Below are 13,777 nucleotides of genomic sequence, written 5' to 3'. Positions count from 1 at the left end.
GTACCCCGAGGGTGTACCCGCCCCGAAGGGCGGGAACACGGCCGCCAAGTGCGGAAACGTCACCTCCAGCGGCCGATCTCGACGTTCTCCAGCACGCCGAGCGCGTCCGGGACCAGCACGGCCGCCGAGTAGTAGGCCGTGACCAGGTAACTGATGATCGCCTGCTCGTTGATGCCCATGAAGCGGACCGAGAGGCTCGGCTCGATCTCGTCGGGGATCCCCGACTGCCGCAGCCCGATGACGCCCTGGTCGGCCTCGCCGGTACGCATGGCGATGATCGAGGTGGTCCGGGCCTCGGTGACCGGGATCTTGTTGCACGGGTAGATCGGGACGCCGCGCCAGGTCGGGATGCGGTTGCCGCCGATCTCGACGCTCTCCGGGACCAGTCCGCGCTTGTTGAGCTCGCGGCCGAAGGCGGCGATCGCGCGCGGGTGGGCGAGGAAGAGCTTGGTGCCGCGCCGGCGGCTGAGCAGCTCGTCCATGTCGTCCGGGCTGGGCACGCCGTCGTGCGGCTGCAGCCGCTGGTCGTACTGGCAGTTGCTGAGCAGGCCGAACTCCGGGTTGTTGACGAGTTCGTGCTCCTGGCGCTCCTTCAACGCCTCGACGGTGAGCCGCAGCTGCTGCTCGGTCTGGTTCATGGGCTGGTTGTAGAGGTCGGCGACGCGGGTGTGGATGCGCAGCACGGTCTGGGCGATGCTCAGCTCGTACTCGCGCGGCCGGGCCTCGTAGTCGACGAAAGTGTGCGGGATGTCGGGCTCGCCGCTGTGGCCGGCCGCGAGGTCGACCTCCTTCTCGCCGTACTTGTTGGTGCGCTGCTCGGGGATCGCGCGCAGCTGCTGGAGGTGCTCGCGCAGCGAGTCGGCGCGCTCGGCCACCTGCTCGAAGTCCTGCCGGGACAGGGTGAGCACGGTGCAGGCGGTGTCCGCGCGGGCGGTGTACTCCCAGATGGCGTCCGGGTCGATCAGGCCCGTCTCGCCGAAGTGCGCGCCGTCGGCGAGGACGCCGAGGACCGCGTCGTCGCCGTACGGGCCGGTGCCGATCTTCTCCACGCGGCCGTGGGCGAGCAGGTAGACCTCGTCCGTCTGGTTGCCGAACGAGGCGATGATCTCGCCGGGGGCGAAGTCGCGCTGCCGGCAGCGCGAGGCCAGTTCGCCCAGGACCTCCTGATCCTCGTAGGACCGCAGGACGGGCAGTTCGCCCAGCTCCGCGGGGATGACCTCGACGCGGTCGCCGGTCTTCAGGAAGGTGATACGGCCGTCGCCGACCGTGTAGGTGAGCCGTCGGTTCACCCGGTACGTACCACCCTGGACGTCGGTCCAGGGCAGGGTCCGCAGCAGCCAGCGGGAACTGATCTCCTGCATCTGTGGCGCGGACTTGGTCGTGGTGGCCAGGTTCCGCGCTGCCGCCGTGTCCAGAGACTGCTGCGGCTTGCCCTGATCCGTGCGGACCTCTTCGCCTACCGACATAAGGAAATGCCCTCCCATACCTGCGCGGACGCCGAACTGTCCGCGCATCGGTCTCACGGGCCACCCTGTCATCACGGAGCGTGCCGGTGCCATTACCCGAAAGAGCGGGAATAGATCATCGGACTACTGGGCATGCCGATCGATCACACGATCCATCGCCCCGCGATATGCCGACTTGTCCGGATCGACTCGCACGCGGTTCGAACGGGGTGGTCAGCACATCCGGGCTTCTGTAGAAGTTCCGTCACAAGCCACCACGAAAGTGAAGGAGGCGGTCATGGCCCCACCCATGTCCGCGAACGCTTTCCTCGACGCGCTGCGGGACGCGGGCGTCAGGGTCGTCGAGGTCGGCGACTGGCGGGAGCACAACCGGAACCACAAGGGCCCCTGGGGCCCGGTCCACGGCGTGATGATCCACCACACGGTGACCAGCGGCGCCGACCACACGGTCCGGCTCTGCCACGACGGCTACGCCGGACTCCCCGGCCCGCTCTGCCACGGCGTCATCACCAAGGACGGCACGGTCCACCTCGTCGGCTACGGCCGCGCCAACCACGCGGGCGCGGGTGACGACGACGTCCTGCGCGCCGTGATCGCCGAGAAGGCCCTGCCTCCGGACAACGAGGCGAACACCGACGGCAACCGGCATTTCTACGGCTTCGAGTGCGAGAACCTGGGCGACGGCGAGGACCCCTGGCCCCAGGCCCAGCTGGAGGCGGTCGAGAAGGTGGCCGCGGCGGTGTGCCGGCGGCACGGCTGGACCGAGCGGTCGGTGATCGGCCACTCGGAGTGGCAGCCGGGGAAAGTAGACCCGCGCGGCTTCACGATGGCCTGGCTGCGCGAGCGCGTCCGGGACCGCCTGAAGTGACCCGCCGCCCGCGGTGACCCGAGATGCCCGCTCCGGGCGACAATGACGGCGTGACCGGCGCCGACATACTCAAGCCCCGGCTTCCCTCCCCGCTCCAGGAGGTGGCCGACGACCGTTTCGCCCGGCACGGCGTCCGGCTGCTGCTCAAGCGGGACGACCTGATCCACCCGGATCTGGTCGGCAACAAGTGGCGCAAACTGGTCCCGAACATCGAGGCGGCGGCCGGCCGGCCGCTCCTCACCTTCGGCGGCGCGTACTCCAACCACCTGCGGGCCACGGCCGCCGCCGGCCGGCTCCTCGGCCTCCCGACGGTCGGGGTGGTGCGGGGCGACGAACTGGCCGGCCGGCCGCTCAACCCGTCCCTCGCCCGGTGCGCCGCCGACGGCATGCGGCTGCGCTTCGTCGACAGGTCGACGTATCGCCGGAAGGCGGAGCCGGAGACGCTGGCCGGTCTGCTGCGGGCCGCCGGGGCCGAGGACGCGTACGTGGTGCCCGAGGGCGGCAGCAACGCGGCCGCGGTACGCGGCTGCCGGGCCCTCGGGGAGGAGCTGCGGGGGCGGGCGGACGTGGTGGCGATCGCGTGCGGCACAGGGGGCACACTGGCGGGGCTGGCCGCCGGTCTCGGGGCCGCTCAGCGGGTGTTGGGGGTGCCGGTGCTCAAGGGCGGTTTCCTGGACGGCGAGATCGCGCGGCTACAGGCGGAGGCGTTCGGCGGGCGACGCGGGGACTGGTCGCTCGACGAGCGGTTCCACTGCGGCGGGTACGGGCGCACCACGCCCGAACTGCACGCCTTCGCGGCGGACTTCGAGGCGCGCCACGGCCTTGCGGTGGAGCGGCTGTATGTCGCCAAGTTGCTGTACGGACTTGTCGCGCTGGCGACGGAGGGGGCGTTCGCGCGGGGGACGGCGGTGGCCGCGGTGATCACCGCCTGACCGCCCGCCGCCGCGGGCTCACCCGGCCCGCCGCGGGCTCACCCGGCCTCCCGGTAGGCGGCGGCCTCCTCCAGGTCCAGCCGGCGCAGCAGGGTGCGCAGCATCTCGTCGTCGATGTAGCGGTGGTCGCGGAGGCGCACGAAGACCTCGCGTTCGGCGCTGATCATGTCGCGGGAGAGTCGGCGGTAGGTGTCGTCGACGGACTCGCCGGTGACGGGATTGGTCTGGCCGAGGCGCTCCCAGACGGCGTTGCGGCGGCGCTCCAGGACGTCGCGTAGGCGGTCGGCCAGCGGCGGGGGCAGTTCGTTGCGCTCGTCGGAGAGGAGCTCGTCGAGCCGGTTCTCGGCCGCGCGGGACGCCTGGGCCTGGGCGTTGGCCTCGGCAAGGGTCTCGGCCTGCGGGTCACGGCCGGGGAAGCGCAGCCGCCGGATCAGCGGGGGCAGGGTCAGGCCCTGCACCACCAGCGTGCCGATCACCGTGGTGAAGGTCAGGAACAGGATCAGGTTGCGGTGCGGGAAGGCACCGCCGCCGTGCACAGTGACCGGGATCGAGAAGGCGATGGCCAGCGAGACCACCCCGCGCATCCCCGCCCACGAGGTCACCATCGCGCCCCTCCAGGTGGGGTTCGACTCGCGTTCGCGGATCCGCGCGGAGACCGTCCGGGGCAGGAAGGTCGCCGGGTAGACCCAGGCGAAGCGGGCCGCGACCACCACCAGGAAGACGGCCACCGCGTACCAGACGGCCTCGGCGCCCTCGTACGCCCCGAGTCCCCGCAGGACGACCGGCAGTTGCAGGCCGATCAGCGCGAAGACCGCCGACTCCAGGATGAACGCGACCATCTTCCACACCGCTTCCTCCTGGAGGCGGGTGGCGAAGTCGACCTCCCAGGCGCGGTGGCCGAGGTAGAGGGCGACGACCACGACGGCGAGCACACCGGAGGCGTGGAACTGCTCGGCGACGCCGTAGGCGACGAACGGGATGAGCAGGGAGAGCGTGTTCTGCAGGAGCGGTTCCTTCAGGTGGGTGCGCAGCCAGTGCAGCGGGGCCATCAGGATCAGGCCGACGCCCACGCCGCCCACCGCCGCGAGCAGGAACTCCTCGATGCCGCCGGCCCAGGTGGCGCCCTCGCCGACGGCCGCCGCGAGGGCCACCTTGTAGGCGGTGATCGCGGTGGCGTCGTTGAGCAGCGACTCGCCCTGGAGGATGGTCGTGATCCGCGACGGCAGTCCGACCCGCCGCGCGACCGCCGTCGCCGCCACCGCGTCCGGCGGCGCCACCACCGCGCCCAGCACCAGCGCGGCCGTCAGCGGCATGCCCGGTACCAGCAGGTAGACGGCCCAGCCGACCACCACGGTGGCGAACAGGACGTATCCGACCGAGAGCAGCGCGACCGGTCTCATCTGGGCGCGCAGGTCGAGGTAGGAGCTGTCGGACGCCGAGGTGTAGAGGAGCGGGGGCAGCAGCAGCGGGAGGACCACCTCGGGGTCGAGGGTGTAGTCCGGTACGCCGGGGATGTACGACACCGCCAGGCCGACCGCCACCAGGAGCAGGGGCGCGGGCACCGGGGTGCGCCGGGCCGCCGCCGCGATCGCGGCGCTCCCCGCCACCAGCAACAGCAGTGGCAACACGTCCATGGTCCTCGCCCGCCCTCTTTTTTCGCGCGGCCACCCGCACACCCGTCGTAATCTGGCAATCATGAAACAGTGCACGCATGCCGGCGCGCTGCCGCACCCGGAACCCGAGCCGCTGAACAAGACCTGCCCGGAGTGTCTCGAACGCGGCTGGCACCCGGTCCAGCTGCGGGTCTGTCTGAGCTGCGGCCACGTCGGCTGCTGCGACTCGTCGCGGGGAAGACATGCGACGGGCCACCACGAGACGTCCGGCCACCCGATAATGCGGACCTTCGAGCCCGGCGAGGACTGGCGCTGGTGCTTCGTCGACCACGTCCTCGTGTGACACTGCACCACAGCTACCGCACCACAGCTGCCGAAGACCGACGGTTCGACGGTTCGACACCGGGGTACGTCAACCCGGCGCGCGCTCTTCCCAATTGGCCAAGGCAGACCTCTAGACACGGAGCGTATCCACAGGTTTACTGTGAGTGACGCCAGGGGGTTGGGGTCCCGGGACAGAAAAGTTCGGAGCGCGGTAGCGTCACCGCTGAACCACGTAGTGCGTTACCCCGGGGGGCGACCCTCGGCCCCGAAAAGCTTGTACCACCATGGAGGTGAGGGTGTCCCAGATCGCAGGCGAGCCCGCGACCCAGGACTTCGTGGAAGTCCGGCTGCCGGCTGCGGGTGCCTACCTGTCGGTGCTGCGCACGGCCACGGCCGGTCTCGCCGCCCGCTTGGACTTCACCCTGGACGAGATCGAGGATCTGCGCATCGCTGTGGACGAGGCGTGCGCGATCCTGCTCCAGCAGGCCGTTCCCGGCTCGGTGCTCAGCTGTGTCTTCCGCCTCGTCGACGACTCGCTGGAGGTCACGGTCTCCGCCCCGACCACGGACGGCCACGCCCCTTCGCGCGACACATTCGCCTGGACCGTGCTCTCGGCCCTGGCGGGCAAGGTCTCGTCGGCCGTCGACGAGGACAAGACCGTGTCGATCAGCCTCTACAAACAGCGCGGCGCGGGACCCGGGCCGGCGTGAGGAACGGGGACGGGCCGGTGCGGGACGAAGAACGCGGCACACGGGAACTGCCGGCCGGGGGCGAAGACCCCGAGACCGGTTCCCGCCGCATGGCTGACGGCATCGACGGCATCCCGGAACAGGCCAGGCCGCACCCGGAGGACCCCTCCGCGCAGGTCGGTCTTGAGGGTGCCGTGCAGAGCGCGCCCCCGGAAGGACGGAACGGGGCCACGGCCCCGCACCGAGCCGGGGCGAGGGCTCGTGGAAGGGCGACGGGCGGGACGATGAGCGAGCACGAGCGATACGCCGAGAACGAGGCGCTGGCCGCGGAGGTAGTACAGGCGACCCAGCACACGCCTCAGGACCGCAGCGGGGCGCGCGCCTTGTTCGTCGAGCTGCGCGGGCTGAAGGAGGGCAGCGCCGAGTACGCGGAGCTGCGCAACCGGCTGGTCCGGATGCATCTGCCGCTCGTGGAGCACCTCGCACGCCGGTTCCGCAACCGCGGCGAGCCGCTGGACGACCTCACCCAGGTCGCCACGATCGGCCTGATCAAGTCGGTCGACCGCTTCGACCCGGACCGGGGCGTGGAGTTCTCCACGTACGCCACCCCCACCGTGGTCGGCGAGATCAAGCGCCACTTCCGCGACAAGGGCTGGGCGGTCCGCGTCCCGCGCCGCCTCCAGGAGCTGCGCCTCGCGCTCACCACCGCCACGGCGGAGCTGTCCCAGCAGCACGGCCGCTCCCCCACGGTCCACGAACTGGCCGAGAAGCTCGCGATCTCGGAGGAGGAGGTCCTGGAGGGCCTGGAGTCGGCCAACGCCTACTCCACGCTGTCCCTGGACGTTCCCGACACCGACGACGAGTCCCCGGCGGTCGCCGACACCCTCGGCGCGGAGGACGAGGCACTGGAGGGCGTCGAGTACCGCGAGTCCCTCAAGCCCCTCCTCGAAGACCTCCCGCCCCGAGAGAAGCGGATCCTTCTCCTCCGCTTCTTCGGCAACATGACCCAGTCCCAGATCGCCCAGGAGGTCGGCATCAGCCAGATGCACGTCTCACGGCTGCTGGCGAGGACCTTGGCCCAGCTGCGGGAGAAGTTGCTGGTGGAGGAGTAGAGCGCCCCGCGGATCAGCTACTGCGCCCGGGCCCCTTGATCCCAAGGGCCTGGGTGGTGGCCGAGTTCACCAGCAGCACCAGCGAAGCAATCGCCACCACGGCGAGAACAATCCCCACCGGAATCGCCACGCTGTCGGCCTGCAGCAGGCTGTACGCCACCGGCAACGCCATGATCTGGGTGATCACCGCCGGCCCCCGGCTCCAGCTCTTCCGCCGCAGCAACCCCCGCGCGGCGAGCAACGGCAGCAGCGCGAGCACGACCAGGGTGACGCCCCCGGTGATCGCCTGCCCCCGGTCGTCCGGATCCCCGGTGACGCCGAGCACGGCCAGCCAGACCCCGCCGGCCAGCAGGGCGAGCCCTTCCAGCCCGACCAGCGCGGCGGCGTACGTCAGCCGCGGCGGACGGGGCGCCTCGATTCCGTCGGTCTTCTCAGCCGCAGGTGCTTCACTCACCCCAGCAGGGTAGCCCTCGGCTGACACCCGTAAGTGTTCAGGCTCACGCCCCTTTCTCTTACCCGATCCCTAACTCGGTCTGGGCCCGGTACTTCCCAGTAGGTACGCTGCAATCCATGCGTGCACTTCTCGTGGTCAATCCGGCGGCAACCACCACAAGCGCACGTAGGCGCGATGTCCTGATCCACGCGCTCGCGAGCGAAGTGAAGCTGGAGGCGGTCACCACCGAGTACCGCGGCCACGCCCGCGACCTGGCCCGGCAGGCCGCGGAGAGCGACGACATCGACCTCGTCGTGGCGCTCGGCGGCGACGGCACGGTCAACGAGGTGGTCAACGGCCTCCTGCACAACGGCCCCGACCCGGACCGGCTGCCCGGTCTCGCCGTGGTCCCCGGCGGCTCCACCAATGTCTTCGCCCGCGCCCTCGGCCTGCCCAACGACCCGGTCGAGGCCACCGGCGCCCTGCTGGACGCGCTGCGCGAGAAGCGCGAGCGTCTCGTCGGTCTCGGCCTGACCGCCGGTACGCCCGGCACCGAGGACGAGGCGGTCCCGGCCCGCTGGTTCACCTTCAACGCGGGGCTCGGCTTCGACGCCGGCGTGGTCGGCCGGGTCGAGCAGCAGCGCGAACTCGGCAAGAAGTCCACGCACGCGCTGTACGTGCGCCAGGTCGTCCGGCAGTTCCTCGGCGAACAGCACCGCCGGCACGGGACGATCACCCTGGAGCGGGACGGCGCGGACCCGATCACGGATCTTGTCGTGGCGATAGTCTGCAACACCTCGCCCTGGACGTATCTCGGCAATCGCCCGATGTACACGTCGCCTAAGGCCTCGTTCGATAAGGGCATCGACGTGCTCGGTCTCAGCCGTCTGTCGACCGCCGCGGCTGCCCGGTATGGCACGCAGTTGCTCACTTCGTCCCCCGAGCGCGGACCCCATGGAAAGCACGCGGTGTCCCTGCACGACCTGGACCGGTTCACCTTGCATTCGAAGGTCCCTCTGCCCCTCCAGATGGACGGCGACCACCTAGGACTGCGTACGAGCGTGACGTTCACAGGCGTACGCAGTGCACTGCGTGTGATTGTGTGAGCGGAACGGGCTAAAGTCCTTTCACTCGAACGTTTAGGCCAGGATCCACCCCATGGAAGTACGGCTGTGACCCAGTCGACACCGAGGAATCAAAAAAAACTTTCCGGAAGGGGTTGTATCCGTCGCTGAGGTTTGCGAGGCTCTACGTGGCGATCGGGACGGCCCGCAAGACCGGCCTCCACTGATCACCGGAATCCCCCTTCAACTCACAGGACCCCTGCCAGGGAACCTGGCGGTCGGCCCTTCACTTGTTGAGGGATTCGTGAAAGCGTTCACATTCACAAGCAACGTGCATGTAATACCAAGGAGAGGTAGCAGCCATGGACTGGCGTCACAACGCCGTTTGCCGCGAGGAAGACCCCGAGCTCTTCTTCCCCATCGGCAACACTGGTCCTGCGCTGCTGCAGATCGAGGAAGCCAAGGCCGTCTGCCGTCGCTGTCCTGTTATGGACCAGTGTCTGCAGTGGGCGCTCGAGTCCGGCCAGGACTCCGGCGTCTGGGGTGGCCTCAGCGAGGACGAGCGTCGCGCGATGAAGCGCCGTGCCGCCCGCAACCGGGCCCGTCAGGCCTCCGCCTGATCCGACCCACCCCGCTCAGCCTGAGCTTGGCGGCGCGTACAGCGAGTACGCATCTCCCGCCCCCGAGCCGCAGCGCGCAGTACCCCCGATGCGCTTAGCAAGAACAGAAGCAGCAACGAGCGAGCAGCCCCGGACCCACCAGGTCCGGGGCTCTTTGCTGTGCCCGAACACCCCGCGGGCGCCCCCTACTTCTGCGGGCGCACCGGCAGGTCGAGAATCACCCGGGTGCCCCGCCCCGGCGCCGGCACCATGTCGAAGGTGCCGCTCAACTCGCCCTCCACCAGCGTTCGTACGATCTGCAGACCGAGGTTGCCGGAGCGGTGCGGGTCGAAGCCCTCGGGCAGGCCGACGCCGTCGTCCTGGACGGTGACCAGGAGCCGGGCCTCCTTGGTGGTGCCGCCGCGCACCGCCGTCACCTCGACGGTGCCGGTCTCGCCCTCACGGAAGCCGTGTTCGAGGGCGTTCTGCAGGATCTCGGTGAGAACCATCGACAGCGGGGTGGCGACCTCGGCGTCGAGTATCCCGAAGCGCCCGGTGCGCCGGCCGGTGACCTTGCCGGGCGAGATCTCGGCGACCATCGCGAGCACCCGGTCGGCGATCTCGTCGAACTCGACCCGCTCGTCCAGGTTCTGAGACAGCGTCTCATGCACGATGGCGATCGAGCCGACCCGCCGTACGGCCTCCTCCAGTGCCTCCCGGCCACGCTCGGACTCGATGCGCCGGGCCTGTAGCCGCAGCAGCGCGGCGACCGTCTGGAGGTTGTTCTTCACCCGGTGGTGGATCTCCCGGATGGTCGCGTCCTTGGTGATCAACTCGCGTTCGCGGCGCCGCAGTTCGGTGACGTCCCGGAGCAGGACCAGGGAGCCGATGCGGGTGCCCTTGGGCTTGAGCGGGATCGCCCGGAACTGGATGACACCGTCGTCGGACTCGATCTCGAACTCGCGCGGCGCCCAGCCGCTGGCGACCTTGGCGAGGGCCTCGTCCACCGGCCCCTTGCTCGGCGCGAGTTCGGCCGTGGTCTGGCCCAGGTGGTGGCCGAGCAGGTCGGCGGCGAGGCCGAGGCGGTGGTAGGCGGAGAGCGCGTTCGGGGACGCGTACTGTACGACGCCGTCCGCGTCCAGCCGGATCAGACCGTCGCCGACCCGCGGCGAGGCGTCCATGTCGACCTGCTGGTTCGGGAACGGAAACGATCCGGCGGCGATCATCTGCGCGAGATCGGAGGCGCTCTGGAGATAGGTGAGCTCCAGGCGGCTCGGGGTGCGCACGGTCAGCAGGTTGGTGTTGCGGGCGATGACCCCGAGGACCCGCCCCTCGCGCCGTACCGGGATGGACTCGACCCGTACGGGGACCTCTTCGCGCCACTCCGGGTCGCCCTCCCGGACGATCCGGCCCTCGTCCAGGGCGATGTCCAGCATGGGCCGGCGGCCGCGCGGGACCAGATGGCCGACCATGTCGTCCTGGTAGGAGGTGGGGCCGGTGTTGGGGCGCATCTGCGCCACCGAGACGTACCGGGTGCCGTCACTGGTGGGGACCCACAGGACCAGGTCGGCGAAGGAGAGGTCGGAGAGCAGCTGCCACTCCGAGACCAGCAGATGGAGCCACTCGAGATCGGAGTCGTCGAGGGCGGTGTGCTGGCGGACCAGCTCGTTCATGGAGGGCACGTCTGCGAGCGTACCTGGCGGTATGTGGATGGCCGAAAAAGAGCGGGCCAGGGAAGCCGGGAGGTCCGGAAACACCCGCGGGCCGCGGCGCCTGAGAGGGACCCTCAACCCTCCCGGCACCGCAGCCCGGAGCAGCAACGGCCGCGGGGTGTGCGGTCCCGGTCGGCCGAAGGTGAGGATCCGGGGCAGTCAGGGCAGAGAGCTCCGGTTCCTCGGTCCGTCCTCCTGTGCGGGGAAGACGGAAGAGTGCGACTGTGCCGTACGGACCTGCCGTACCGCTTCAGCCCTCGTACGCAATTGTGGACTAGACCACGGTGTGTGTCCATGCGTTGGAGACTGTTCACAGTTGATGCGGTGGCAGCCTAGCCCGCCGGGATCAGCCGTGGGGGCGGTTGGCCGCTCCAATTTTCCGCGACCGGGCGAGGACACGAGCACACACAGCGGAAATTTTTCCTCAATTCACCCCATCTGACGTATTCACGTAACCTCGCACTTGTCCCCTTTGCCTGCGCCCGACCCGGGGCGGCAGGGGCCGGTTCTGTTAAATTGGTCCCATCAGATTGGTCTAAACCACATAGGAACGGCAGGCCCAGCGTGGAAGTTGTGATCGTTCCGGACGCCGCCGCGGGTGGCGAGCTGATCGCCGAGGCCATGGCCCGGCTGCTCCGGCGCAAGCCGGACGCGCTGCTCGGGGTGGCCACCGGCTCGACCCCGCTGCCCATCTACCAGGCGCTCACGGCCAAGGTCCGCTCCGGCGCCGTGGACACCTCCCGGGCCCGCATAGCGCAGCTCGACGAGTACGTGGGGCTGCCGGCCGAGCATCCGGAGTCGTACCGCTCCGTGCTGCGCCGTGAGGTGCTGGAGCCGCTCGGCATCGGGATGGGCGCGTTCCTCGGTCCCGACGGGGCGGCCGAGGACGTACAGGCCGCGTGCGAGGCGTACGACGCGGCGCTGGCGGCGGCCGGAGGTGTCGACCTCCAGCTGCTCGGGATCGGGACCGACGGGCACATCGGGTTCAACGAGCCCTGTTCCTCGCTGGCCTCGCGGACCCGGATCAAGACGCTGACCGAGCAGACCCGCGCCGACAACGCCCGGTTCTTCGACGGGGACGTCGAGCAGGTGCCGCATCACGTGATCACCCAGGGGATCGGGACGATCCTGGAGGCGCGGCACCTGGTGCTGCTCGCGACGGGTGAGGGGAAGGCCGACGCGGTGGCGGCGACGGTGGAGGGACCGGTCGCCGCGGTGTGTCCCGCGTCGGCGCTGCAGTTGCATCCGCATGCGACGGTTGTCGTCGACGAGGGTGCCGCGTCCAAGCTGAAGCTGGCGGACTACTTCCGGTACACCTTTGTCAACAAGCCTGGTTGGCAAGGGATTTAGGGGCGGTTCGGTTTGGGGTGAACTGCGGGCCGGTGGGGGCTGGGCGCGCAGTTCCTCCCCCAGCCTTCGGCCGGGGGGACCCCCAGCGCCCCTGAAGGGGCGCTACAGCGAACGGGGTGCGATGGCTAACGGGGGGCGATGATCTCTGCCGCTGCCGTGCCGCAGACCCTTGCCGCGCCGTTCGTGGCGATGTGGAGGGCGCCTCGGGGGGTGGCGCGGGGCAGGCCCATTTCGACCACGATGGTGTCGGGGCGGGCCTTGAGGAGGACGTCCAGGGCGCTGCTCATCCAGGGGTGGCGGTGTTCGTCGCGGACCACGGCGACGATACGGCGCTCCCCCGCCGCCACGATCGCGGCGTGCCCCGCGTCCTCGCCGGCGAAGCTGCCGGTCTCGGTACCGGGGAGCAGCCGGCCCAGTTCGGCGGCCACGCCCCAGGGCGTCTCCGTGCCCACGGCGATGTTGGCCACCGGGGCGAAGGAGGCGACGAAGGGGGCCTCGGCCAGGGGCGTGAAGGGGTCGACGCGCGTCACATGAACCGCGCGGCGGGCGGCGACCAGGCCGATGTCGGAGGTGCCCTCGTCCGGCGCGGCCGCCGCTGCCTTCGTCGCCGTCCAGCGGGCCAGCGCCCGGACCCGGTCCGCCGCCTCGGCCAGCCGCTCCTCGGGGAGCTCGCCGGAGCGGACCGCCGCCACCAGGGCGTCGCACAGGCGCCGTACCGTCTCCTCGTCCGACAGGCCGCCGCCCACGCAGATCGCGTCGGCTCCGGCGGCGAGCGCCAGGACGCTGCCGTGTTCGATGCCGTAGGTCGCGGAGATGGCCTGCATCTCGATGCCGTCGGTGACGATCAGGCCGTCGTAGCCGAGCTCGGTGCGGAGGAGATCGGTGAGGATCGTGGGCGACAGGGTCGCCGGCCGGGCCGGGTCCAGGGCGGGGACCAGGATGTGCGCGCTCATGACGGCGAGGCTGCCGGCGGCGATGGCGGCGTGGAAGGGTGCCAGCTCGCGGGCGCGCAGCACCTCGGCCGTCGCGTCGATGCGGGGCATGGCGTGGTGCGAGTCGACGGCGGTGTCGCCGTGGCCCGGGAAGTGCTTGGTGCAGGCCGCCACCCCGGCCGCCTGGAGGCCGGTGACGTAGGCCGCCGTGTGCCGGGCGACCAGGTCCTGGTCGGCGCCGAAGGAGCGGACGCCGATGACCGGGTTGGCGGGGTTGGAGTTGACGTCGGCGGACGGGGCCCAGTTGAAGTTCACTCCGCAGGCGGCGAGCCGGCGGCCGAGTTCCAGGGCGACCTGGCGGGTCAGCTCGACGTCGTCGACGGCGCCGAGGGCGTGGTTGCCGGGGAACGAGGAGCCGGTGCGCACCTCCAGGCGGGTGACGTCGCCGCCCTCCTCGTCGATCGCGACCAGGACGTCGTCGCGTTCGGCCCGCAACTGGGCGGTGAGGGCGGTGAGTTGTTCGGGAGAGGCGACGTTGCGGCCGAACAGTCCCACGGAGGCGAGGCCTTCGCCGAGCCGGCGCAGCAGCCAGTCGGGGGCGGTGGTCCCGGTGAAGCCGGGCTGCAGCACCGTCAGCGCGTCGCGGGTGAGGGTGTCGGTGCCGCTGGCGAGAGTCGTCATCG

At 70.5% G+C, this 13,777-nt stretch carries 13 protein-coding genes; 8 read left to right on the top strand and 5 right to left on the bottom strand.

Annotated elements, in window-relative coordinates; genetic code table 11:
* Positions 1-59: 59 nt before the first annotated feature.
* A complete protein-coding gene (locus tag ACIPSJ_RS13290; RefSeq protein WP_365693282.1) occupies positions 60-1,466 on the bottom strand; it encodes a family 2B encapsulin nanocompartment shell protein in 1,407 nt (468 codons plus the stop codon).
* Between the two features lie 277 nt (positions 1,467-1,743).
* Between ACIPSJ_RS13290 and ACIPSJ_RS13285 the strand changes: the two genes are divergently transcribed.
* Positions 1,744-2,334, top strand: coding sequence for an N-acetylmuramoyl-L-alanine amidase (locus tag ACIPSJ_RS13285; RefSeq protein WP_359220238.1), 591 nt, complete (start codon positions 1,744-1,746; stop codon positions 2,332-2,334).
* 23 nt (positions 2,335-2,357) lie between these two features.
* The gene (locus ACIPSJ_RS13280) at positions 2,358-3,266 is read left to right on the top strand and encodes a 1-aminocyclopropane-1-carboxylate deaminase/D-cysteine desulfhydrase (RefSeq protein WP_401345585.1); all 909 of its coding nucleotides are present in this window, start codon (positions 2,358-2,360) and stop codon (positions 3,264-3,266) included.
* Between the two features lie 38 nt (positions 3,267-3,304).
* On the opposite strand, the gene ACIPSJ_RS13275 is transcribed toward ACIPSJ_RS13280, so the two are convergent.
* The gene (locus ACIPSJ_RS13275; RefSeq protein WP_401345583.1) at positions 3,305-4,900 is read right to left on the bottom strand and encodes a Na+/H+ antiporter; all 1,596 of its coding nucleotides are present in this window, start codon (positions 4,898-4,900) and stop codon (positions 3,305-3,307) included.
* Positions 4,901-4,961: 61 nt separating this feature from the next.
* Here ACIPSJ_RS13275 and ACIPSJ_RS13270 point away from each other — a divergent pair, with 61 nt between their 5' ends.
* From ACIPSJ_RS13270 to ACIPSJ_RS13260, 3 genes are all read left to right on the top strand, one after another.
* The gene (locus ACIPSJ_RS13270; RefSeq protein WP_359220230.1) at positions 4,962-5,222 is read left to right on the top strand and encodes a UBP-type zinc finger domain-containing protein; all 261 of its coding nucleotides are present in this window, start codon (positions 4,962-4,964) and stop codon (positions 5,220-5,222) included.
* Positions 5,223-5,499: 277 nt separating this feature from the next.
* A complete protein-coding gene (locus ACIPSJ_RS13265; protein WP_004925829.1) occupies positions 5,500-5,913 on the top strand; it encodes an anti-sigma regulatory factor in 414 nt (137 codons plus the stop codon).
* Entirely contained in the window at positions 5,910-7,004 is a 1,095-nt protein-coding gene (locus ACIPSJ_RS13260) for an RNA polymerase sigma factor SigF (protein WP_393666469.1), read from the top strand. The genes ACIPSJ_RS13265 and ACIPSJ_RS13260 overlap by 4 nt, the downstream gene beginning before the upstream one ends.
* Before the next feature lie 13 nt (positions 7,005-7,017).
* Here the strand turns inward: ACIPSJ_RS13260 and ACIPSJ_RS13255 are convergent, their stop codons facing one another.
* Entirely contained in the window at positions 7,018-7,458 is a 441-nt protein-coding gene (locus ACIPSJ_RS13255) for a hypothetical protein (protein ID WP_365693293.1), read from the bottom strand.
* Between the two features lie 116 nt (positions 7,459-7,574).
* Here ACIPSJ_RS13255 and ACIPSJ_RS13250 point away from each other — a divergent pair, with 116 nt between their 5' ends.
* Both ACIPSJ_RS13250 and ACIPSJ_RS13245 read left to right on the top strand, forming a co-directional pair.
* Entirely contained in the window at positions 7,575-8,543 is a 969-nt protein-coding gene (locus tag ACIPSJ_RS13250; RefSeq protein ID WP_365693294.1) for a diacylglycerol kinase family protein, read from the top strand.
* 320 nt (positions 8,544-8,863) lie between these two features.
* A complete protein-coding gene (locus ACIPSJ_RS13245; protein WP_006142322.1) occupies positions 8,864-9,121 on the top strand; it encodes a WhiB family transcriptional regulator in 258 nt (85 codons plus the stop codon).
* 185 nt (positions 9,122-9,306) lie between these two features.
* On the opposite strand, the gene ACIPSJ_RS13240 is transcribed toward ACIPSJ_RS13245, so the two are convergent.
* A complete protein-coding gene (locus tag ACIPSJ_RS13240) occupies positions 9,307-10,773 on the bottom strand; it encodes a PAS domain-containing sensor histidine kinase (RefSeq protein ID WP_359220246.1) in 1,467 nt (488 codons plus the stop codon).
* Between the two features lie 603 nt (positions 10,774-11,376).
* Between ACIPSJ_RS13240 and nagB the strand changes: the two genes are divergently transcribed.
* A complete protein-coding gene (gene nagB, locus ACIPSJ_RS13235; protein WP_401345580.1) occupies positions 11,377-12,162 on the top strand; it encodes a glucosamine-6-phosphate deaminase in 786 nt (261 codons plus the stop codon).
* 125 nt (positions 12,163-12,287) lie between these two features.
* Here the strand turns inward: nagB and ACIPSJ_RS13230 are convergent, their stop codons facing one another.
* The gene (locus tag ACIPSJ_RS13230) at positions 12,288-13,775 is read right to left on the bottom strand and encodes a glycoside hydrolase family 3 protein (RefSeq protein WP_401345578.1); all 1,488 of its coding nucleotides are present in this window, start codon (positions 13,773-13,775) and stop codon (positions 12,288-12,290) included.
* Positions 13,776-13,777: the final 2 nt, after the last annotated feature.

This window comes from Streptomyces sp. NPDC090088, assembly GCF_044747345.1.
GTDB lineage: Bacteria > Actinomycetota > Actinomycetes > Streptomycetales > Streptomycetaceae > Streptomyces.
The sequence above is the reverse complement of the archived record's forward strand: the minus strand, read 5'-3'. Positions and strand labels throughout refer to the sequence as shown.